We start from the raw sequence: 22581 nt of genomic DNA on the forward strand, positions 1-22581 counted from the left end.
ATATCAACAACGTGTTTTTCTAATTCTTCTTTATTGATAACAATTTTCATTCCTTGCCCACCTAATACATAAGAAGGGCGAACTAAAATTGGAAAATCTAAATTATCTGCAATTGCAGAAGCTTCATCAGCGGTTGTTGCAGTTCCATATTCTGGAAAAGGTATTTTTAAATCTACTAATAATTCTGAAAAACGTTTTCTGTCTTCTGCTAAATCTAAGGCTTCAAAACTAGTTCCTATTATTTTAACTCCCCACTTTTCTAATTTTTCAGCTAATTTTAATGCCGTTTGCCCACCTAATTGAACAATAACTCCTTCTGGCTTTTCATGATTAATTATATCATAGATATGTTCCCAAAAAACAGGTTCAAAATATAATTTATCGGCTGTATCAAAATCTGTAGAAACAGTTTCTGGATTACAGTTAATCATAATTGTTTCATAACCACACTCTTTTGCAGCTAAAACACCGTGAACACAACAATAATCAAACTCAATTCCTTGTCCAATTCTGTTTGGACCTGAACCTAAGACTACAATTTTTTTCTTGTCGGTTACAACACTTTCATTATCTGAATAACTTCCCTTAGAAGTAATCATTTTATTTTCAAAAGTAGAATAATAATAAGGTGTTTGCGCATCAAACTCAGCAGCACAGGTGTCTACAAGCTTATAAACTCTATTAATATCTAATTCTGTTCTTTTTGCGTGGACTTCACTCTCCCAACATCCTAACATATGAGCAATTTGTCTGTCTGCAAATCCTTTCTGCTTTGCTTCAAGCAACAATTCGTATGTTAATGATTCTAATTTGTAAGTTGAAATTTCATTTTCTAATGCTAATAATTCTTCATATTGTTTTAAAAACCACATATCAATTTTTGTGATCTCGTGAATTCTACTTAATGGAATCCCCATTTGAAGTGCATCATAAATTACAAAAACACGATCCCAACTTGCGTATGTTAATTTTTGAATAATGGTATCATAATCCTTCTCTCCCTTTCCATCGGCTCCTAAACCATTACGTTTTATTTCTAATGATTGTGTTGCTTTATGTAATGCTTCTTGGAATGAACGCCCAATTCCCATTACTTCTCCAACCGATTTCATTTGCAAACCTAAAGTTCTGTCTGCTCCTTCAAATTTATCAAAATTCCAACGTGGTATTTTAACAATTACATAATCTAATGTTGGTTCAAATAAGGCTGAAGTTGTTTTGGTAATTTGATTATTTAATTCATCTAAATGATAACCCAGCGCTAATTTAGCAGCAATTTTAGCAATAGGATAACCAGTTGCTTTTGAAGCCAATGCCGATGAACGTGAAACACGTGGATTAATTTCAATAGCAATAATATCTTCTCTTTCATCAGGACTTACAGCAAATTGCACATTACAACCTCCTGCAAAATCACCAATGGAGCGCATCATATGAATTGCCATATCTCTCATCCGTTGATATGTTGTATCACTCAACGTCATTGCAGGTGCAACCGTAATAGAATCTCCAGTATGAATTCCCATAGGATCCATATTTTCAATGGTACATATTATAACAACATTATCGTTTCTATCACGCAACAACTCTAATTCAAACTCTTTCCAACCTAATAAAGCTTTATCAATAATAACCTCATGAATAGGAGAAGCTTCTAAACCTCTACTTAATAATTCATCAAAATCTTCTTTTTTATATACTATGGATGCTCCAAAACCACCCAATGTAAATGATGGACGAATTACCAATGGAAACCCATATTCTTGTGCAATTTCTTTTCCTTTTAAAAATGAATTAGCTACAGTAGATGGCGCTTGACCAATCCCAATTTCAATCATTAATTTACGAAACTGCTCACGATCTTCAGTAATATTTATCGCCGCAATATCAACCCCAATAAGTTGAACATTAAAATCCTTCCAAATACCTTTATCATCAGCTTCAATACATAAATTTAATGCCGTTTGCCCACCCATTGTTGGTAAAACAGCATCAATATTAGGATGCAATTTTAAAATTTCAATAATCGATTTAGTAGTTAAAGGCAACAAATAAACATGATCCGCTAATGATGGATCAGTCATAATTGTTGCTGGATTAGAATTGATTAGTACTACTTCAATTCCTTCTTCTTTTAAGGATCGAATTGCTTGAGAACCAGCGTAATCAAATTCACAAGCTTGACCGATAATAATTGGTCCTGAACCAATTATTAAAATAGATTTTATGTTAGTATTTTTTGGCATTGGAAATTGTAAATTGTAAAATATTAATGTGCAAATATCACTAAAATTCGTTTTTCAAACCAAAATAGTTTTCAAAACTTATTAAAAGGGCATAAAAAAAGGTGTTACTTTAAAAAAGTAACACCTTATATATAAAACTAATGTTTCATTATTTCTTTGGTCTCGGAGCTGAAGATACACTAATGTTCTTTCTACCCTTTGCTCTTCTTCTTGACAACACTTTACGTCCTGTTGCACTAGCCATACGTTCTCTAAAACCGTGCTTATTTCTTCTTTTTCTTTTTGATGGCTGGTATGTTCTTTTTGGCATTACTTATAAATTTTAAAAATCGTGGTTCTTATGTTGTTGCTTTCTTTAAGAATTCCCTCCTTAAAAGCGTTGGCAAATATACAATTACTTTTGCTTTTGACAAATAGATTTTAAAAAAAAATTAAAATAATATTTTTAAGCCAAAAAAGAAATAATTCATACATTTATATTTGACAAATATATTAAAGCATGTATCAAAAACCAATGTTAAAAGAAGGAAGTTTAAAAGGACTCGTTATTGTAGTAACTGGGGGCGGTAGTGGATTAGGGAAATCTATGTCAACTTATTTTTTAGAGCTTGGAGCTCACGTAGTTATTACCTCAAGAAATATTGAAAAATTAAAAAAAGTAAAAATAGAATTAGAAGAAAAAACAGGCGGAACGGTATTAGCTGTGCAATGTGACGTAAGAAATTACACTGAAGTGGAGGCTGTTTTAGCAGCAACTCTTAAAAAATTCGGAAAAGTTGACGGACTTTTAAATAATGCAGCAGGAAATTTTATAAGTCCAACCGAACGCTTATCAGCCAACGCTTTTGATACTATTATCGACATTGTTTTAAAAGGAAGCAAAAATTTTACTTTGGCTTTTGGAAAGCATTGGATAGATATTAAACAACCAAAATCAACCATTTTAAATATTGTTACTACGTATGCTTGGACGGGTTCTGCTTACGTTGTTCCATCTGCAACTGCAAAAGCAGGTGTTTTAGCTATGACACGTTCATTAGCTGTTGAATGGGCAAAATATGGAATTCGTTCCAATGCAATTGCTCCCGGACCGTTTCCAACTGAAGGTGCTTGGGACAGATTATTACCTGGAAATTTAAAAGACAAATTTGACATGAAAAAGAAAGTTCCTGTTGGCAGAGTTGGCGAACATCAGGAATTAGGAAATTTAGCAGCCTATTTAATGAGTGATTTTTCAGCCTATATTAATGGAGAAGTAATTACCATTGATGGTGGTGAATGGCTAAAAGGAGCCGGAGAATTTAATATGCTTGAAGATATTCCTGAAGAAATGTGGGATATGTTAGAAGTTATGATTAGAAATAAAAAAAGCAAATAAACAACTTAAGTGTTATTTTTAATTTTTATCGAATTAAACTATATTATTATCGACTAACAATATATTTTTATTGCTTATCAATTTTATTTATATATATTTGTTTTCAAAATAATTTAATATTGAAAATTCTATGAAAACAAATCAAGTATTAGAAACCGCAGAAATATTTTTTGAATTCTTAAAAGGATTCACATATCTAGGAGGCATAATTTTAGTAACTATAATAATCTATTCTTTTTTTTCACCTACAACTTTTGATGGGTTCTATAAAAAAGAGGCCAATACCATTTCATATAACAACACTAACATAAATTCCCAAAAATCAAATCATGAAGAATTTAAAATAAATCAAAAGAATATACATTTGTTAAATAAACTAACACCATTTTCTAGGTCCTTTCTATTAGTAGAATCTATATTTTACTTAACCATCTCAATATTAATTCTAAGACAACTTAATAATTTTGTTAAAAGCGTGAAGGATTACCATTCCTTCCACAGCAAAAACTCAAAATATTTTACCAACATTGGAAAATATATTAGTTATTTATTTATTTTCGAAATAATAGCCGCATTTGTTCCAATCGTAATAAAAACTGAAGAAAACAAATATCACTCAATTTTCAGCTTCGATATTTCTCCATTCATATATTACATTGCAATTTTTCTATTATCCTATACTATTTCTCAGGTTTTTAAAGAAGGAGAACGATTAAAAATTGAAAGCGAATTAACAATATAACTATGGCTATAATTATAAACTTAGATGTAATGTTAGCAAAGCGTAAAATGTCTTTATCTGAACTTTCAGAAAAAGTAAATATAACAATGGCTAATCTTTCTATTTTAAAAACCAATAAGGCCAAAGCAATTAGATTCTCTACCTTAGAATCAATTTGTGAAGTTCTTGAGTGTCAGCCTGGTGATTTACTAGAATTTAAAGATGAATAACCTCGTTAATTAGGTTTCCCTTTTTATACAAATTAAGAAAATCTTTTATTCATTTGAACGAAGTCTCTATACCCTTCAAATTTTTTTTAAAATTTGAAGGGTTGTACTTTTGTAAATTTAAACATTAAGTGTAATTTTGCCAAAACCTACAAATAATGAAAAACACTAAATATGTTTTTGTAACCGGTGGTGTTACTTCTTCACTTGGAAAAGGGATTATCGCAGCTTCTTTAGCAAAGTTATTACAAGAAAGAGGCTATTCGGTAACCATACAAAAGCTAGACCCTTATATTAATATAGATCCGGGAACTTTAAATCCTTACGAACATGGTGAGTGTTATGTAACTGAAGATGGCGCTGAAACTGACTTAGACTTAGGGCATTACGAGCGTTTTTTAAACATTCCAACATCACAAGCAAATAATGTAACTACAGGGAAAATTTATCAATCTGTAATTAATAAAGAACGTAAAGGAGAGTTTTTAGGTAAAACGGTTCAGGTAGTTCCTCATATTACTGATGAAATTAAAGAACGAATTCAAATATTAGGAAACACAGGCGACTTTGATATTGTTATTACTGAAATTGGAGGAACTGTTGGTGATATAGAATCGCTACCGTATGTAGAATCTGTTCGTCAATTACTGTGGGAATTAGGTCATGAGAATGCCATTGTAATTCATTTAACATTGATACCTTATTTAGCTGCTGCTGGTGAATTAAAAACAAAACCAACACAACATTCTGTTAAAATGTTAATGCAAAGTGGTGTTAGTCCTGATATTTTAGTGTGTAGAACTGAACATAAAATATCTGATTCAATAAAAAATAAATTAGCATTATTTTGTAATGTTAAAAAAGAAGATGTTATTGAATCTATAGATGCAGAAACTATTTACGACGTTCCAAATTTAATGCTGGAAGAAGGTTTAGATATTGTAGTATTGAAAAAATTACAATTACCACAAGATAAACAACCTAAACTTAAAGAATGGAACAACTTTTTAAAAGGTTTTAAAAATCCAAAATACACTATTGAAATTGGATTAGTTGGTAAATATGTAGAATTACATGATGCATACAAATCAATTTCTGAATCATTTATTCATGCAGGTGCACATAATAAAGTTAAAGTAATTATCAATTGGATTCATTCTGAGGATTTAACTTCCGCAAATGCTACCAGAAAATTAAAAAACTTAAACGGTATTTTAGTTGCTCCTGGTTTTGGTGAACGTGGAATTGAGGGGAAAATAGAAGCTATAAAATATGCAAGAGAAAATAATATTCCATTTTTAGGTATTTGCTTAGGAATGCAAATGGCGGTGATTGAATTTTCAAGAAATGTTTTAGGATTAAAAGATGCAAATTCAATTGAAATGAATGAAAAAACTTCTAATCCTGTTATTAATTTAATGGAAGAACAAAAAAGCGTTGTTAATTTTGGAGGAACAATGCGATTAGGAGCTTGGGATTGTAAACTATCTAAAAACAGTAAAGTATTTAATATCTATAAAAAAGAGCTCATAAGCGAACGTCACAGACATAGATATGAGTTTAATAACGATTATTTAGAACAAATAGAAAAAGCAGGAATGATTGCAACAGGAAAAAACCCAGAAACTGGTTTAGTTGAAGTGGTTGAAATTACTTCACATCCTTGGTTTATTGGAGTTCAATACCATCCTGAATACAAAAGCACAGTATTAAATCCACATCCTTTGTTTTTAGATTTTGTAAAAGCTTCTTTGGAACACTCTTTGAACTAACATACAATCATTAATAATAATCTAATTATAACGTTACATTTAGTACATTTGTCGGGCTTTTTAATATTTTTTTAAGAAGCAAATGACAATTTGACATTTTAAACACACACATGGAAGAAAAAAAATTCGACTTAAATTCATTAATAGGTTTTGTTTTATTAGGAGCAATTATGTTATGGTGGATGTGGAGCAATCAGCCAACTCCTGAAGAAATTGAAGCTGAAAAAAACGCAAAAACAGAAGAAGTTCAAAATGTAACTGAATCTGATAAAACAACAACTTTTGATACAACTTCAGAAGAAATAACACAAGCAACTGATTCCATTTCATTAGTAAAAGCACAAACTCAATTAGGTGCATTTGCTTATTCTGCAACTTTAACTGATTCAGAAACTGTTTTAGAAAATGACTTATTAAGATTAGTTATTTCAAACAAAGGTGGACAAATTAAAGAAGCTTTATTAAAAAATTATGTCACCTACGATTCTTTACCATTGTATATTATTAAAGATAATAACTCGTCTTTTAATTTAAACTTTGGAACTTCAGATAATAGAACATTAAATACCAAAGATTTATTTTTTGAACCTTCATTGACTACTAATGGTGAAAACCAAGTACTTTCAATGAAATTAAAAGTTGACAATAATAAATTTTTAGAGTATCTCTACGAAATTAAGCCAAATGAGTATATGGTTGATTTTAACGTGAGATCTCAAGGGTTAAGTTCAACGTTCAATACTTCTCAACAAGTAAACTTAGATTGGGGTTTAGAAGCTTTTAGAAAAGAAAAAAGCATTCGCTATGAAAATCAACAAACTGAGATGTACTATGAAAAAGAAGATGAAAGTATTGATTACTTGTCAATTGGTGGAGAAGATGATGCTGAGGAAGTAAATGTGAATTGGGTTGCATACAAACAACATTTTTTCTCAACAATTTTAATAACTGAACAAGCTTTTGATAAAGCTAATTTAGCTTCAAAAACTTTGGTTGTAGATGAAGAAGTTGATACCACTTTCACAAAAGCATTCTCATTAAAAGCACCTTTAGCTTTACAAAATGGAGAATTAAGCTACAATATGAATTGGTATATTGGACCTAACGATTACCAAATACTAAAAAAATACGATAGAAATATTAAAGAAATTGTAAATCTTGGTTGGGGAATTTTTGGTTATATAAACCGACTAGTTTTTGTACCTGTATTTAACTTTTTACAAGGATTTATTGGTAACTATGGTTTAATTATTATTCTATTAACTATTGTGGTTAGAATAATAATGTCTCCTTTAGTTTATAAATCTTATTTATCAAGTGCCAAAATGAAAGTTTTGAAGCCAGAAATGGAAGAGATAAACAAACGTTTACCTGGTAAAGAAAATGCAATGAAACGCCAACAAGAAACTATGGCTGTACAAAGCAAAGCTGGTGTAAGTCCTTTAGCAGGTTGTATTCCTGCTGTACTTCAAATGCCGGTTTTCTTCGCTTTGTTTAGGTTTTTCCCTTCAAATATAGATTTACGTCAAAAAGGTTTTTTATGGGCAGACGATTTATCTGCTTACGATTCAGTATTTGAACTTCCTTTTCATATTCCAATGTATGGATCTCATATAAGTTTATTCCCAATACTAGCATCAGTGGCTATTTTCTTTTATATGAGAATGAGTCAAAGTCAGCAAATGGGTATGCAACAACCTACTCAAGAAGGAATGCCTGATATGCAAAAGATGATGAAAATGATGATGTACTTTTCTCCTGTAATGATGTTAATTTTCTTTAATATGTATGCAAGTAGTTTAAGTTTATATTACTTTGTTTCAAACTTATTAACTATCATAATTATGTTAATAATTAAACATTACATTATTGACGAAGATAAAATTCTTGCTCAAATTGAAGAAAATAAGAAAAAGCCTAAAAAACAAGGTAAATTTAGAACGCGTTTAAATGATGCTATGAAGCAAGCGCAAGATCAACAAGCAAAACAAAAAAAGAAAAAATAATTCATAAATAAAAATTATAAAAAGCTCAAATCTAAACGTTTGGGCTTTTTTTTTGTAACTTGTATCAAAAGTTGCTTTAAATGTCTTCGTTAATTAGTAAATACAAAATCTTAAAGGATAATAACCTTGTTGTTCAATATCATGAAGGTGTTTTAAATTTAAGTAACTACATCATTTTTGCAGAACAATTATATTCTGATCCTAATTATTCTTCTAACTTTAATCATCTAATATGTATAAGAAAAGTAACTATTAACGCTTCTTTAGATGATATTATTAAATATGTTAAATTTTCTAAAAAGAACTTTAAAACTCCAACCAAAAGATGTATTTCAGTTGTTACAAATACACCAAGCCAAGTAGTTGCCTCAACTTTATTTAAGTTACTTCAAAAAAATATAACACAAGAAGTTGAAATATTTTCAACAAGTGAAAGTGCTTTAGAATGGTTAAATTTAGAACACCCTTTAACTAATGATTTTTTAGAATTTTAGATCTTTATTTATTTTTGTGAACAATCTCACGAATAAAATGCCACAACTAAAGTATACATGGAAAATATAGTTAGTACATTAATTTTATTTACTTTTGATTCTAAATAAATACTCATGAAATTTCTTAAAATATTTTTAACTTATACTTTATTTTCATTTTTAATTATAGCCTGTTCTAAAAATGAAAATAATACAATTCCAATTCCTCAAAACACTTCAAAAGAAGTAACTATTTTTCATATAAATGATCAACATGGAAGCCTAGAGAATTTTTCCAAAATAAAATATATAATTGATAAAGAAAAAGAGGAAACTAATGTTATGGTAGTTTGTGGCGGTGATATATTTTCTGGAAACCCAGTAGTTGACAATCATGATAAAAAAGGTTTCCCTATGATTGATTTAATGAATAAAGTAGGTTTTGATATTTCAACCATTGGAAATCATGAATTTGATTATGGTGAAGTTATCTTAAAAGATAGATTTCAACAAGCTCAATTTTCTTGGATTTGTGCAAACGTTGATATGAATACCTCTGGGATTCCTGAACCAAATGAATATAAAACAATTATTAAAAACGATGTAAAAATTACATTTCTAGGTCTGGTCGAAACCAACGGAAAAGAAGATGATATTATTCCATCTACGCATCCTTGGAGAGTTCAAAATCTGACTTTTCAAAAATATAATTCTGTTATAGATAATTATTCTCAAATAAAAGAAACTGAAAACTCAGATTTATACATTGCACTCACACATTTAGGGGAAAATACAGATAAAAATATAGCTACAAATTACCCCTATTTCGATTTAATTATTGGCGGACATTCACACTCAAAAACAAATACAACTGTCAATAATATTCCCATATTTCAAGCAGGTTCTAATCTAAATTATTTAGGAAAAATTAAATTGACTATAAAAGATAAGGAAATTGAAAATTTAACTTATGATTTAATTAATTTATCAACGTATTCAAATTACGATTCAACGCTTAAATCTTTAATTGACACCTACAATGAAAATGCCAATTTAGACCAAGTAATTGGTTTCTCAGAAGCATATCATGGAAGAGCACAAGTAGGATTTTTTTATACTGATGTACTTAAAAATGAAATGAATGTAGACATAACATTTCAAAATACTGGTGGTGTAAGAGCTGATTTAAATGAAGGTGATATTCTAAAACGAGAAATATATACTATTGACCCTTTTAACAACGGTAGTGTAACTTATACAATGACTGTTGCTGAAATTAAAAACTTTTTAAAAGGTAGTGGGTCTGGATTTTATTATTCAGGTGGCAAAATTGAACAAGACGGCAACGAAATAGTGATTAAAAATGATGCAAATGATATTTTAAGTAACAACACTAATTTAACTATTGGCATAAATGATTATATCCCTGCTGTTTACGACACTTATTTTACACAAACACCAACATTTTTACCATATACAACAGCTGAAGCAATTATCAATTATTTAAGCAATAATTCAAGTCCTATCAACTTTACAAATTATAATAACTATTTTAAATTTGAGTAATTTATTTATTTAAAAAGCCGAGCACATTTTTTTCAATTCTACTCATAATATCACTAACGTCTGACTTCACAAAAGATTCACCTGTGATATTTTCATATAATTCAATATAACGCTCAGAAATTTCATTAATTTTTTCATCAGTCATTTCAGGAACAGTTTGCCCTTCTAACCCTTGGAAATTATTAGCAATTAACCATTGACGCACAAATTCTTTTGATAGTTGCTTTTGAGCTTCACCTTTTTGTTGTCTTTCTTCATAACCTTCAGCATAAAAATAACGTGAAGAATCTGGTGTATGAATTTCATCAATTAAAACAATTTTACCCTCTTTCGTTTTTCCAAATTCATATTTAGTATCCACCAAAATTAAACCACGAGAAGCAGCAATTTCAGTTCCTCTTTTAAACAATGCTTTTGTATAATTTTCTAAAATTTCATAATCTTCTTTTGAAACAATTCCTCTAGAAATTATATCCTCTTTAGAAATATCTTCATCGTGATCACCTTCTTCTGCTTTTGTAGCTGGCGTAATAATTGGTTCTCGAAATTTATCATTTTCTTGCATTCCATCAGGCATTGAAACTCCACATAACAAACGTTTACCTAATTTATATTCACGTGCAGCGTGACCAGACATATATCCACGAATAACCATTTCCACTTTAAAAGGTGTGCACATATAACCAATGGCAACATTTGGATCTGGAATTGCAATAATCCAATTTGGAACAATATCTTTAGTTGCTTCCATCATTTTTGAAGCAATTTGATTTAATATTTGACCTTTAAACGGAATTTGTTTTGGCATAACAACATCAAAAGCTGAAAGTCTATCTGAAGCTATCATTACCAAAATTTCATCATTTAAATTATAAACTTCTCTAACTTTCCCTTTATAAACCGATTTTTGATTTGGAAAATTAAATGCTGTATTATTAATTGTATTGCTCATTTTATTGCTCTTAATATGTTTAATCGTGTAATTTTTAATTTGTTAATTAACTACTCATCAACTACTTCAAAACTTTTATAAGCTGAAATTATTGCTTTTACCAATCTATGTCTTAAAACGTCTTTATCATCTAAATATACAAATCCAATTCCTTTTACTTCTTTCAAAGTAAGCATTGCTTCTTTAAGTCCGGAAACTTGACGTCTAGGCAAATCAATTTGTCCTGGATCACCATTAATCACAAACTTTGCGTTTTTTCCCATACGGGTTAAAAACATTTTCATTTGATTATGAGTAGTATTTTGTGCTTCGTCTAAAATAACAAAAGCATTATCCAACGTTCTTCCACGCATAAATGCTAATGGAGCAATTTGTATTACTCCTTTTTCTATATATGAATCTAATCTTTCAAAAGGAATCATATCGCGCAAAGCATCATATAAAGGTTGCATATAAGGATCTAATTTTTCTTTTAAATCACCTGGTAAAAATCCTAAATTTTCACCAGCTTCAACTGCTGGCCGTGTTAGAATAATTCTTTTAACTTCTTTTTCTTTTAATGCTTTAACTGCTAATGCAACAGCTGTATACGTTTTCCCTGTTCCGGCTGGACCAATAGCAAAAAGCATATCATTTTTCTCCATCAACTCAACCATTTTTCGTTGGTTAGCCGTTTGGGCTTTTATCAATTTTCCACCAACACCATGTACCAAAACTCCATCGGCTAATTTTGAGTTTTTATGCTCGTCACCATTCGTTGTTAAAATACGTTCAATACTATTTTCATCTAACTTATTATAACGGTTAAAATAAGTAATAAGCATCCCTAACCGCTTTTCAAACTCATCTAATATCTCTTTTTCTCCGTAAGCCTTGAGTTCATTCCCTCTAGCTACTATTTTTAGTTTTGGATAATATTTTCGTAAAATTTCTATAGTTGTATTTTGAGCACCAAACAAGTCGCTTGGGTTAATCTCTGTCAGTTCAATTATACGTTCGTTCAAATGATATAGTTGTTAAGTTATAATAAAAATTGTATGCTATTTAACCGAATATTTCATTAGATTTGCATAACAAATGTAATGAATATAGAAGAACTAACTTATACCTAATAGTAATAAGTTTTAAACATTTTATTAAGGATTTACAGTTGTATTTATCAAAAAAAAATCGCAAAAATCCTATATGTCAATAATTACTTTAACAACTGATTTTGGTACTAAAGACCATTTTGTTGGCGCCATAAAAGGAACTATTTACAGCGAATTACCCGACGCTAGAATTGTTGATATATCACACCAAATTTCACCTTTTAATATTACTGAAACAGCTTATATTTTAAAAAATGCTTATAAAAGTTTTCCTGATGGAAGCATTCATATTATTGGTGTAGATTCTGAACTAAATGATGAGAATAAACATATTGCCTTAAAATTGGATAATCATTATTTTATTTGTCCAGATAACGGGGTAATTTCATTGTTAGCTTCAGAAATAAAACCTGAAAAAATTGTTGAAATAAATATCCACGATCGAGTTAAAACAAGCTTTCCAGTACTAGATGTTTTTGTAAAAGTTGCATGTCATATTGCTCGTGGTGGTACTTTAGAAATTATAGGAAAAATTATACCTGAATTTAAACAAATAATTGAATTACAGCCAACTATCTCCACTGACAATAATACTATTTCAGGCAATATCATTTATGTTGATAACTACGGAAATTCTATTAGTAATATTAGTAAAAAATTATTTCAAGATATTGGGAAAGGGCGTGATTTTGAATTAAATGCAAACAGATATACTTTTAAAATAATTCACACTAAATACAGTGATATTATTGATTTTTCATTACCAAAAGATCAACGACAAAAAGACGGAAGCAGAATGGCAATTTTTAATACCTCAAATTATTTAGAAATTGCAATGTACAGAAGTAATTCTAATACTGTTGGAAGTGCTTTTTCTCTTTTAGGATTGAATTACAGAGATGTGTTAGTTGTAAAATTTATTTAAAACTAAACTATGTTTATAAGAATTGTAAAATTGAGTTTTGAAGCATCAAAAATTGAATTGTTTCTTGAAAACTTCAACCAAAACAAACAAAAAATAAGAAATTTTGAGGGGTGTAACTCATTGAAATTATTACAAGATAAAAATAATCCATCTATATTTTTTAGCTATAGTTATTGGGAATCTGAATCTCATTTAGAAGCGTACAGAGATTCTGAATTATTTAAACAAATTTGGAAAAAAACAAAAGCCTGGTTCAACAACAAACCTGAAGCTTGGAGCGTTGATACTGTTGAAAGTTTAACTTAATCATTGATTATTTAAAAATTAAGAAGAAACAACAAATGAAATCTATAGTAATAAAAGAACTAAATTCCTTCTTTTCATCACCAATTGCTTATTTAGTAATTGGTGTTTATTTATTGATTAATGGCTTATTTTTATGGGTTTTTGAAGGTGATTTTAATATTTTACACGCAGGTTTTGCTGATTTAAATAATTACTTTTTTTTAGCGCCTTGGATATTTATTTTTTTAATTCCAGCAATTACGATGCGAAGTTTTTCTGAGGAATTAAATACAGGAACTATAGAAATTTTAAAAACCAAACCTATTACTAATTGGCAACTAATTTTAGGTAAATATATCGGTTCATTTATATTAGTAATCCTAGCTATTATACCAACACTAATTTATGTTTATAGTATTTATCAATTAGGAAATCCGGTTGGGAATATAAAATTCGGAACTACTTTTGGTTCATTTATTGGATTGTTATTTTTAGCAAGCACCTATACATCTATTGGAATATTTTCTTCAACTATTTCAAAAAATCAAATTGTATCATTTATAATTGCAGTTTTTACTTCTTTCATTTTATTTTATGGCTTTGAATCTTTGGCAAATTATAATCTCTTCGGAAATTTAGATTCCACCATTCAAAATATTGGTTTAAACGCTCATTATAAAAGTATTAGCAAAGGAGTTATTGACACTCGAGATTTAGTTTATTTTGCATCTATCACCTTTTTCTTTTTACTATTAACTAATTATAGAATACAACATGAGCAATAAGTATTCTAAAATAGCATTCGTTTTACTTGGGTTATTACTAATCAATTTTATAAGTTCCAAAATTTATAAACGATTTGATTTAACCGAAGATAAACGCTATACATTATCAACTGCAACAAAATCAATTGTTGAAAATATTGAAGATATTATTACTATTAAAGTGTATTTGCAAGGTGATTTTCCTGCTGAATTTAAACGCCTTCAAACAGAAACAAAACAACATTTAGAAGAACTTAAAGCACTTAATAAAAATATCAGATTTAAATTTATAAATCCTTCTGAAATCGCTGAAGAATTGATAAATAAAGATTTAGAACCTAGCAGATTACAAGTGCAAGAAAATGGCAAATTATCTGAAATAATTATTTTCCCTTGGGCTACAGTTTCTTTAAAAAATAAGTCAGAAAATGTAGCACTTTTAAAAGATGTTTTTTCAAACTCACAAAATGAACAATTAGAAAGTTCTATTCAAAATTTAGAATATGCTTTTGCAGATGCTATTCACAAAGTAACCTCCAAAAAGTCAAAAAAAATAGCCATTATTAAAGGAAATGGTGAATTAAATGACATTTATATTGCCGACTTTTTACTTAAAATAAATGAGTATTACTTCTTAGCTCCTTTTACGTTAGATTCTGTAGAAAAACAACCTCAAAAAACACTTAATGACATTTCTAAATTTGATTTAATTATTGTTGCAAAACCAACTGAGAAATTTTCGGAAGAAGAAAAATTCACTGTAGATCAATTTATAATGAATGGTGGTAAAACACTTTGGTTAATTGATAATGTTCAAGCTGAATTGGATAGTTTAATGCAAACAGGGGAGGCATTAGCATATCCAAGAGATTTAGGTTTAACCGATTTATTTTTTAATTATGGAGTTAGAATCAACACCGATCTAATTACTGATTTAAACAGTTCAGAAATTCCTTTAGCAACTGGTAATATTGGAAATAAAACACAGTTTAACCAATTTCAATGGAACTATTTTCCTTTGTTAAATTCAATAAACAATCACCCAATTAACAATAATATTGAAGCAGTAAATGTAAAATTTCCAAACAGCATTGATACTTTAAAAAATAGCATTCAAAAAACTGTTTTATTACAAAGTTCCTCACTTTCTAAAACAGTTGGGACTCCTTCAATAATTTCATTAAAAACAATTACCGAATCACAAAACCCTTCAGAATATGCTAGTGGAAATAAGCCTATTGCAGTGTTGTTGGAAGGAAATTTTAAATCTGGATATAATGGGCGTGTAAAACCATTTAAAATTGAAAAACCGAAGGAAAAAGGTGATTATACTAAAATGGTTATAATTTCAGATGGAGATATTATTGCAAACGAAATCTCAAAAGGAAAACCGCTAGAATTAGGCATTAACAAATGGACAAATCAACGTTACGGAAATAAAGAATTTTTACTTAATACCGTAAACTATTTATTAGATGACACTGGGTTAATTAATATCCGCTCAAAAAACGTTAACATTGACTTTTTAAACAAACAAAAAGCTTTTGAAGAAACGCAAAAATGGCAATTGATAAACATTCTTTTCCCTCTAATATTACTTACCTTTTTCGGACTCACATTCAACTATTTTAGAAAGAAAAAATACCAATAAATCTTTTTTTATTACATCTTAAAATATTGTTAAAATTAAATTTCTTAAAACTTGTAGCACTTAATATGTTATATTTGTTAGATAACTAAAAAACACAACAATGTTTAAAAAATTAACTATCCTTTTATTATTAATTGGAATCACTTCAGCAGTAGATGCACAAATTAAAACACCTCAGCCAAGTCCTTCTTCAAAAATAGAACAGGTTGTTGGATTAACTAATGTTACCCTTGAGTTCTCAAGACCGGCAATGCGAGGCAGAACTATTTTCGGGGATTTAGTACCTTATGGTAAGCTTTGGAGAACTGGAGCAAATGCTAACTCTAAAATTACTTTTAGCGATAATGTTATTATTGATGGACAGAAATTGGTAAAAGGAACCTATGCTATTTTCACTATTCCAAATGAAAACACTTGGGATGTGATTTTTTATAGCGATGCTAATAATTGGGGAACACCAAAAGAATGGGATGAAAGTAAAGTTGCAGCCAAAACTACTGTAAACGTTATTCCAATGGATATGAATATTGAGTCTTTTACTATGACTTTCGATGATTTAGCAACTGGATCTGCCGTATTAGGTATGTTATGGGAGAATGTTTATGTAGGAGTTAAATTTGAAGTACCTACAGATGCTATTACTTCTAAAAGTATTGATGTTATTATGGCAGGACCAACAGGAAATGACTATTTTCAAGCTGCAACCTATTACCATACTGAAGGTAAAGATTTAAATCAAGCATTAGCTTGGATGGAAAAAGCAACTGAAGGTGATAATCCTGAATTTTGGTATTTAAGAAGAATGAGCTTAATTCAAGCTGATTTAGGAGATAAAGCTGGAGCAATTGCAACAGCAAAACGTTCTCTTGAAGGTGCTCTAAAAGCAAACAATGCTGATTATGTTAAAATGAATAAAGAATCAATTGCTGAATGGAATAATTAAAAATTTTTTAGATTGAATTTTTAATATTAAAAACACTATCAATTTGATAGTGTTTTTTTTTATGATGTTGTTTTTGAAAATAACTGAATCAATATTGCTAACCCCATTACTAAAGCACACCCAAATAAATTCAGCCATAAATAAGGCATCCAATCATTATTCCAACCAATAATTACAATAATCTGAGTAATTAGTGCCGCCACAAAAACAGCATTACTTTTCACATATTTTATAAAAAATGCTAATAGGAAAATACCCAAAACATTCCCATAAAAAATAGAACCTATAATGTTAACAAGCTGAATTAAATTATCAAATAAATTCGCAAAACAAGCCACCGAAATTGCAATAACTCCCCAAGCGAGTGTAAACCATTTTGAAGCAGTTACATAATGCTGATCACTTTTAACAACTGTAACATTTCTCTTATATAAATCTATTGCTGTTGTGCCAGCTAAAGCATTTAATTCAGACGCAGTGCTAGACATTGCGGCAGATAAAATTACAGCTAACAACAAACCAATTAATCCTCTTGGCAGGTTATTTAAAATGAAGTGAATAAAAACATAATCTTTATCGTTTGTTTCAACTTCCGTATTCTCAGAAATATTTGCCTTTTTTATCAATTCTTTTGCCTGTTCTCTATTCTCTTCGTCTAATAAATTTAAGCGTTGAATTTCATCTACTAAACTTTCATCAGTTAAATTATTCCCATAGTCTAAATTAACAACTGACTTTTGATTTTCAAGTTCTAAATGCTTGCTTTCTAAAGCTAAATATTCTTCAGCATATACAGAGTTTTTCACAACTTCGGTTGCTGCCGGATTAAAATTTAAAGGTGATGCGTTAAACTGATAAAACACAAAAACCATTACTCCTACCAATAAAATAAAAAACTGCATTGGCACTTTTAACAATCCGTTAAAAATGAGCCCGAGTTGCATTTCTTTCACTGATTTACCTGATAAATAACGTTGAACCTGACTTTGATCTGTTCCGAAATAAGCAAGGGCTAAAAAAGTTCCTCCTATAATTCCGCTCCAAAAAGTATATCTGTTATCTAAATTAAATGAAAAATCCAAGACTTCCATTTTTCCACTTGCTCCTGCTATTTTTAAAGCTTTTGAAAAAGTGATATCCGCTGGCAAATAGCTTACAATTAAATAAAAAGCAATAAACATTCCCGCAAATATCACCGCCATTTGATGTTTTTGAGTTACACTTACAGCTTTAGTTCCACCAGAAACGGTATAAATTATTACCAATACTCCAATAATTATATTTAAGGTTGTTAAATCCCATCCTAAAACTGCCGATAAAATAATTGCTGGTGCAAAAATGGTAATTCCTGCTGCTAAACCACGCTGAATTAAAAACAAAATAGCTGCTAAACTTCGTGTTTTTAAATCGAAACGAGTTTCTAAATATTCATAGGCTGTAAAAACTTTTAATCGATGATAAATAGGAATAAAAACCATGGAAATTACAATCATTGCGATAGGTAAACCAAAGTAGAATTGTACAAACCCCATTCCACTATGAAACGCCTGCCCTGGAGTTGATAAAAATGTGATAGCACTTGCTTGTGTTGCCATAACTGACAAACCTATAGTCCACCATTTGGCCTCACTTCCACCTTTAATATAGTCGGTTACATTTTTACTTCCTCGAGTTTTCCAAGCACCATAAGAAACTATAAATAATAACGTTCCAATTAATATAATCCAGTCTAATTGTTGCATCTGTTACGAGTATGATTTCATTATAATGTAAAACATCAAAATATAAACTGCATTTGCTATAAGCACCGCTGTGAATTCTTTTTTCCAAACGAATTTTTGCTTTTCCATTTTTAGTCTTTTAACGATTTTTCAGTATTATTTTTACCTACAGAAAGCATATTTGCAAATAATTTATATGCTCCGGAAACGCCTGCTGGTAATTCTCTAAAGAAACTTAAACCTGTATAAATAAAATTTCCTTCTCCATATTTTGCGATTAATAAACTTCCGGTTTTAGCAGATTCGTTCTTATCATTCATGCTTAAAATAGCTTCAAAATTGGAATCCCATTCACTTGGAAAATATAAACCACGCTCTTGAACCCAACCTTCAAAATCATTTTGAGTTATTTTATTTGGATAATTTAACAGCTCATGTGTAGGGTTTAAAATTCTAACTTCAGCATTTTCATCAGTTACTCTATCTCGAGATAACTTTAAGGAATATGGTGCTACCTCATCAACTTTTAATCTGTGATTCGTATTATATTGTACAATCATAGTTCCTCCATTTTCTACATAATTATGCAACTTTTTTTGATAAAATTTTGCTCTATCATTTGTATTGTAAGCTCTAATTCCAAGTACAATGGCATCAAAATTTTGTAATTTCTCTATAGTTATATCATCATCTTTTAATTCAATAACGGTATAGCCTATTTGACGTAAACTGGTTGGAATAACATCTCCGGCTCCTTGAATATATCCAATTATTTGTCCTTTTTTCTGAATATTTAAACGAACAATTTTTGCTTCAGAAGGCATTATAACAGACTGAAAAGGAATATAATCGTAATCTATTTCAACCAATTCATTGGTGTATATTTCATCCCCTATTTCAACAATTGGAGAAATAATTCCTTCCATTTGGTTTACAGGTGGAACTACTTCAAATTGAAAACTTTGTTCTTCCCCTTTTTGTAATAACTTGAATGCATAATTTTCAGGTGAAACTTTCCAGTTTTCTGGAATACACAAACTAATTTTTCCTTGCAAACTGTCTTTTACAGATTTAACTTTAACAGCAATTTTTTGAGATTTTTCATAAGCAAAAATGTATACTTTTTCGTTAAATGAGGCTGAAACTTCAGGTAGAATTTCAAAAGGCTTGTATACTTCACCTTTTATCGGGTCGTTGAATTTATAAACAACTTCTTTTGAAAATGGAATTGTAATTCCATTAAAATCAAGTATAAAATTAACAACAATATCTCTTGGTGTTTCAGGCAAACTAATCAACCTTTTATCCGAAACTTTATACATTCCTAAAGTTCCTTTTTCAGACAACCAATAAGGAAACGTATTTTTAACTTCTGAAGGAATTGTAACATTTATTGTAAATAATTCTGGACTATTTTGCTTTAATTGAATTGATTTTTCTTCAGTAATATTCAACGGGTTTATACTAACTGATTTTAAAGAAATATTAAAATTGCTTCTATTTATGGCTTCAATTTTAATCGTGTTTTTTGAAGTTGAAGTTGTTGAGGAATTATTTGCAACTGCCTCTATATACAAACCCGAACAAGCTGCAATTATATTTTTTATTTCATTTAATTTAATAGCCTTCCAATGTTCATCTTTTAATTCAAAAATTAATTTATAAGCTTCAACCAATTCTGAAATACTTGCTGAAGGGTTTTTAAAATCGAATTCCTTTTCTACTTTATGTAAAATTTTACCAATTTTAGCTCCTTCTTCTACTCTATTCCAAGAAGTATCAATTCCATCAAAAACTTTTTTATTTTCAGGAAAATCACCTTTTAAAAATTCTAAATACTCAGTTTGACTTCCTCTTGTTCCTGTACTTCCAAATCCCTGTGATTGATGCTGACTTCTACTCAATGAAGCTATCTCACTATTAGACAGTCCTTTGTTTACATAATAAGTACCTATATCTAAACTTAATAAATTTGTTTTGTCGGCTTTTTCAAAATTTTCTTCACTTCCATAAAACCACCACGACGTATTAAAAAGCAATCTTTTTGGAATCCAAATAGCATCATCTTGTAAATGCGTTTCATAATTTTTGTTTGAAGCCAAATCAAAAGCCTCAAAACCTAACATCGCAGAAGAAGTATGATGTCCGTGTGTACTTCCCGGAGTTTTATGATTAAATCTATTGATAATTACATCTGGTTTAAATTTTCTAATTACAGCTACAACATCTTTCAAAACCTCTTCTTTATTCCAAATTTCTAACGTTTCATCTGGGTGTTTTGAATATCCAAAATCATTAGCACGAGTAAAAAATTGCTGTCCACCATCAATTCTTCTGGCCGCCAATAATTCTTGTGTTCTAATTACTCCTAATAACTCTCTAATTTCTGGTCCAACCAAATTTTGACCTCCATCACCTCTGGTCAAGCTTAAATAGGCTGTTTGTGCTTTTACATCATTCGAGAAATAAGAAATTAAACGGGTGTTTTCATCATCAGGATGCGCAGCTATGTATAAAACTGATCCTAAAAAATTAAGTTTTTGTATGGATTCAAATATATCACCCGATGTAGGTTTTTTAGGTGCTTGAGCAAAAGTTATAATTGAGCAAAAAAAAGACACTATTACAAGTGAAAGTATATTCTTCATTTAAAGTTTGATTTTTTTAGTGGTAAAACAAATATAAAATTAAATTTACAACTTCGCTTTTCTTGGGTATTAATTAACATAATTATAACTGTATACACTTTAATACAAACAATAAATATTAGATTTGATAAACTTCTAATAAATTGATATAAACTGTTAATAAAAATCTTTTTTATAACAATAAATTTAGAATATATTTGTAATTCATACCATTAAAAAATAATAAATGAAATTTATAGTATCAAGTAGTCAATTATTAAAACAGCTTCAAGTTTTAGGTGGCGTTATAAATAACAGCAACACCCTACCTATTTTAGATAATTTCTTATTCGAATTGAACCAGAACGAGTTAAAAATTTCTGCTTCGGATCTAGAAACTACCATGAGTACAACTATTAATGTTGAGTCTGATTCTGAAGGTTCTGTGGCTATATCAGCACGTTTATTACTAGATACCTTAAAAACATTTCCAAATCAGCCTTTAACATTTAAAACTGAAGATAATAATATTGAGATTAGCTCTAGTCAAGGTAAATATGACATGGCTTATTTTGATGGTAGTGAATTTCCAAAATCAGTTTCAATTGAATCACCAAGTAGCACAGTTATACCTGGAGCAATATTAGCAACAGCTATTTCGAAAACAATTTTCGCTGCTGGAAATGATGATTTAAGACCTGTAATGAGTGGTGTTTTTTTCCAATTTGCAACAGATAGTTTAACTTTTGTTGCTACAGATGCTCATAAATTAGTGAAATATGCAAGAACTGATGTTGTTGCAAATGAAGCTGCTGAGTTTATTATGCCGAAAAAACCTTTGAATTTATTAAAAGGTATTTTAGGAGGTTCTGATAGTGATGTAACTATTGAATATAATGATGCTAACGCAAAATTCACTTTTGATAACGTTGTGTTAGTTTGTAGATTAATTGATGGAAAATATCCTAATTACGAAGCCGTAATTCCGAAAGAAAATCCAAATAAATTAACTGTTGATAGAGGTACTTTTTTAAATTCTGTAAAACGTGTATCTATTTTTTCAAGTAAAACAACACATCAAATTCGTTTAAAAATGGCAGGAACAGAATTAAACATTTCTGCAGAAGATTTAGACTATTCTAATAAAGCTGAAGAACGTTTAGTTTGTGAATACCAAGGAGACGATTTACAAATTGGTTTTAACTCACGTTTTTTAACTGAAATGTTAAGCAA

General features: G+C 29.5%; 19 protein-coding genes. 13 read left to right on the top strand and 6 right to left on the bottom strand.

Annotated elements, in window-relative coordinates:
- Together carB and rpmH are read right to left on the bottom strand one after the other, a co-directional pair.
- Positions 1-2246 (bottom strand): carbamoyl-phosphate synthase large subunit (gene carB / locus Q0352_RS04910; RefSeq protein ID WP_299524493.1); only part of this gene is annotated, 2246 nt, incomplete at its 3' end.
- A gap of 148 nt (positions 2247-2394) precedes the next feature.
- Entirely contained in the window at positions 2395-2556 is a 162-nt protein-coding gene (gene rpmH / locus Q0352_RS04915; RefSeq protein WP_299524496.1) for a 50S ribosomal protein L34, read from the bottom strand.
- A 189-nt stretch (positions 2557-2745) separates the two neighbouring features.
- Here rpmH and Q0352_RS04920 point away from each other — a divergent pair, with 189 nt between their 5' ends.
- The 7 genes from Q0352_RS04920 (at position 2746) to Q0352_RS04950 (ending at position 10389) form a co-directional block, all read left to right on the top strand.
- Positions 2746-3624: an SDR family oxidoreductase gene (locus tag Q0352_RS04920; RefSeq protein WP_299524499.1), complete on the top strand. Its 879-nt coding sequence runs from the start codon at positions 2746-2748 to the stop codon at positions 3622-3624.
- Between the two features lie 130 nt (positions 3625-3754).
- Complete coding sequence (locus Q0352_RS04925; protein WP_299524502.1) at positions 3755-4366, top strand: DUF2975 domain-containing protein; 612 nt, start codon at positions 3755-3757, stop codon at positions 4364-4366.
- A gap of 2 nt (positions 4367-4368) precedes the next feature.
- Positions 4369-4575: a helix-turn-helix transcriptional regulator gene (locus Q0352_RS04930; RefSeq protein ID WP_299524505.1), complete on the top strand. Its 207-nt coding sequence runs from the start codon at positions 4369-4371 to the stop codon at positions 4573-4575.
- Positions 4576-4730: 155 nt separating this feature from the next.
- Positions 4731-6344, top strand: a complete 1614-nt coding sequence (locus tag Q0352_RS04935) for a CTP synthase (RefSeq protein ID WP_299524508.1) — start codon at positions 4731-4733, stop codon at positions 6342-6344.
- A gap of 110 nt (positions 6345-6454) precedes the next feature.
- Positions 6455-8350 (top strand): membrane protein insertase YidC, encoded by a 1896-nt coding sequence (yidC, locus tag Q0352_RS04940; protein WP_299524511.1) that lies wholly within the window; start codon positions 6455-6457, stop codon positions 8348-8350.
- An 80-nt stretch (positions 8351-8430) separates the two neighbouring features.
- Positions 8431-8844, top strand: a complete 414-nt coding sequence (locus Q0352_RS04945; RefSeq protein WP_299524514.1) for a hypothetical protein — start codon at positions 8431-8433, stop codon at positions 8842-8844.
- A 114-nt stretch (positions 8845-8958) separates the two neighbouring features.
- Positions 8959-10389 carry a bifunctional UDP-sugar hydrolase/5'-nucleotidase gene (locus Q0352_RS04950; protein WP_299524517.1) on the top strand — a complete coding sequence of 477 codons (1431 nt, stop codon included), beginning with the start codon at positions 8959-8961 and terminating at the stop codon, positions 10387-10389.
- A 1-nt stretch (position 10390) separates the two neighbouring features.
- Here the strand turns inward: Q0352_RS04950 and Q0352_RS04955 are convergent, their stop codons facing one another.
- Together Q0352_RS04955 and Q0352_RS04960 are read right to left on the bottom strand one after the other, a co-directional pair.
- Positions 10391-11341 (bottom strand): phosphoribosylaminoimidazolesuccinocarboxamide synthase, encoded by a 951-nt coding sequence (locus Q0352_RS04955; RefSeq protein ID WP_299524521.1) that lies wholly within the window; start codon positions 11339-11341, stop codon positions 10391-10393.
- Between the two features lie 50 nt (positions 11342-11391).
- Entirely contained in the window at positions 11392-12345 is a 954-nt protein-coding gene (locus tag Q0352_RS04960; RefSeq protein WP_299524524.1) for a PhoH family protein, read from the bottom strand.
- 181 nt (positions 12346-12526) lie between these two features.
- Here Q0352_RS04960 and Q0352_RS04965 point away from each other — a divergent pair, with 181 nt between their 5' ends.
- The 5 genes from Q0352_RS04965 (at position 12527) to Q0352_RS04985 (ending at position 17000) form a co-directional block, all read left to right on the top strand.
- A complete protein-coding gene (locus Q0352_RS04965; RefSeq protein ID WP_299524527.1) occupies positions 12527-13357 on the top strand; it encodes an SAM-dependent chlorinase/fluorinase in 831 nt (276 codons plus the stop codon).
- 9 nt (positions 13358-13366) lie between these two features.
- Entirely contained in the window at positions 13367-13663 is a 297-nt protein-coding gene (locus Q0352_RS04970) for a putative quinol monooxygenase (RefSeq protein WP_299524529.1), read from the top strand.
- A gap of 35 nt (positions 13664-13698) precedes the next feature.
- Positions 13699-14427 carry a gliding motility-associated ABC transporter permease subunit GldF gene (gene gldF, locus Q0352_RS04975; RefSeq protein WP_299524532.1) on the top strand — a complete coding sequence of 243 codons (729 nt, stop codon included), beginning with the start codon at positions 13699-13701 and terminating at the stop codon, positions 14425-14427.
- Entirely contained in the window at positions 14417-16057 is a 1641-nt protein-coding gene (gene gldG / locus Q0352_RS04980) for a gliding motility-associated ABC transporter substrate-binding protein GldG (RefSeq protein ID WP_299524535.1), read from the top strand. The genes gldF and gldG overlap by 11 nt, the downstream gene beginning before the upstream one ends.
- Positions 16058-16157: 100 nt before the next feature.
- Positions 16158-17000: a DUF2911 domain-containing protein gene (locus tag Q0352_RS04985; RefSeq protein WP_299524538.1), complete on the top strand. Its 843-nt coding sequence runs from the start codon at positions 16158-16160 to the stop codon at positions 16998-17000.
- Between the two features lie 59 nt (positions 17001-17059).
- On the opposite strand, the gene Q0352_RS04990 is transcribed toward Q0352_RS04985, so the two are convergent.
- Positions 17060-18742: a sodium:solute symporter gene (locus Q0352_RS04990; protein WP_299524541.1), complete on the bottom strand. Its 1683-nt coding sequence runs from the start codon at positions 18740-18742 to the stop codon at positions 17060-17062.
- Between the two features lie 110 nt (positions 18743-18852).
- The gene (locus Q0352_RS04995) at positions 18853-21369 is read right to left on the bottom strand and encodes a PIG-L family deacetylase (RefSeq protein WP_299524545.1); all 2517 of its coding nucleotides are present in this window, start codon (positions 21367-21369) and stop codon (positions 18853-18855) included.
- Between the two features lie 226 nt (positions 21370-21595).
- Here Q0352_RS04995 and dnaN point away from each other — a divergent pair.
- On the top strand, positions 21596-22581 hold a 986-nt coding region (dnaN, locus tag Q0352_RS05000), incomplete at its 3' end, for a DNA polymerase III subunit beta (RefSeq protein ID WP_299524548.1).

This window comes from uncultured Lutibacter sp. (assembly GCF_937891065.1).
Classification (GTDB): Bacteria; Bacteroidota; Bacteroidia; order Flavobacteriales; family Flavobacteriaceae; genus Lutibacter.

Coding starts and splice junctions, on each gene's coding strand:
- Q0352_RS04990 (WP_299524541.1), bottom strand. CDS start 18,742: ATGCAACAATTAGACTGGATTATATTAATTGGAACGTTATTATTTATA.
- Q0352_RS04985 (WP_299524538.1), top strand. CDS start 16,158: ATGTTTAAAAAATTAACTATCCTTTTATTATTAATTGGAATCACTTCA.
- gldF (WP_299524532.1), top strand. CDS start 13,699: ATGAAATCTATAGTAATAAAAGAACTAAATTCCTTCTTTTCATCACCA.
- yidC (WP_299524511.1), top strand. CDS start 6,455: ATGGAAGAAAAAAAATTCGACTTAAATTCATTAATAGGTTTTGTTTTA.
- Q0352_RS04930 (WP_299524505.1), top strand. CDS start 4,369: ATGGCTATAATTATAAACTTAGATGTAATGTTAGCAAAGCGTAAAATG.
- Q0352_RS04945 (WP_299524514.1), top strand. CDS start 8,431: ATGTCTTCGTTAATTAGTAAATACAAAATCTTAAAGGATAATAACCTT.
- rpmH (WP_299524496.1), bottom strand. CDS start 2,556: ATGCCAAAAAGAACATACCAGCCATCAAAAAGAAAAAGAAGAAATAAG.
- Q0352_RS04925 (WP_299524502.1), top strand. CDS start 3,755: ATGAAAACAAATCAAGTATTAGAAACCGCAGAAATATTTTTTGAATTC.
- Q0352_RS04970 (WP_299524529.1), top strand. CDS start 13,367: ATGTTTATAAGAATTGTAAAATTGAGTTTTGAAGCATCAAAAATTGAA.
- Q0352_RS04920 (WP_299524499.1), top strand. CDS start 2,746: ATGTATCAAAAACCAATGTTAAAAGAAGGAAGTTTAAAAGGACTCGTT.
- Q0352_RS04955 (WP_299524521.1), bottom strand. CDS start 11,341: ATGAGCAATACAATTAATAATACAGCATTTAATTTTCCAAATCAAAAA.
- Q0352_RS04995 (WP_299524545.1), bottom strand. CDS start 21,369: ATGAAGAATATACTTTCACTTGTAATAGTGTCTTTTTTTTGCTCAATT.
- gldG (WP_299524535.1), top strand. CDS start 14,417: ATGAGCAATAAGTATTCTAAAATAGCATTCGTTTTACTTGGGTTATTA.
- Q0352_RS04965 (WP_299524527.1), top strand. CDS start 12,527: ATGTCAATAATTACTTTAACAACTGATTTTGGTACTAAAGACCATTTT.
- Q0352_RS04935 (WP_299524508.1), top strand. CDS start 4,731: ATGAAAAACACTAAATATGTTTTTGTAACCGGTGGTGTTACTTCTTCA.
- Q0352_RS04950 (WP_299524517.1), top strand. CDS start 8,959: ATGAAATTTCTTAAAATATTTTTAACTTATACTTTATTTTCATTTTTA.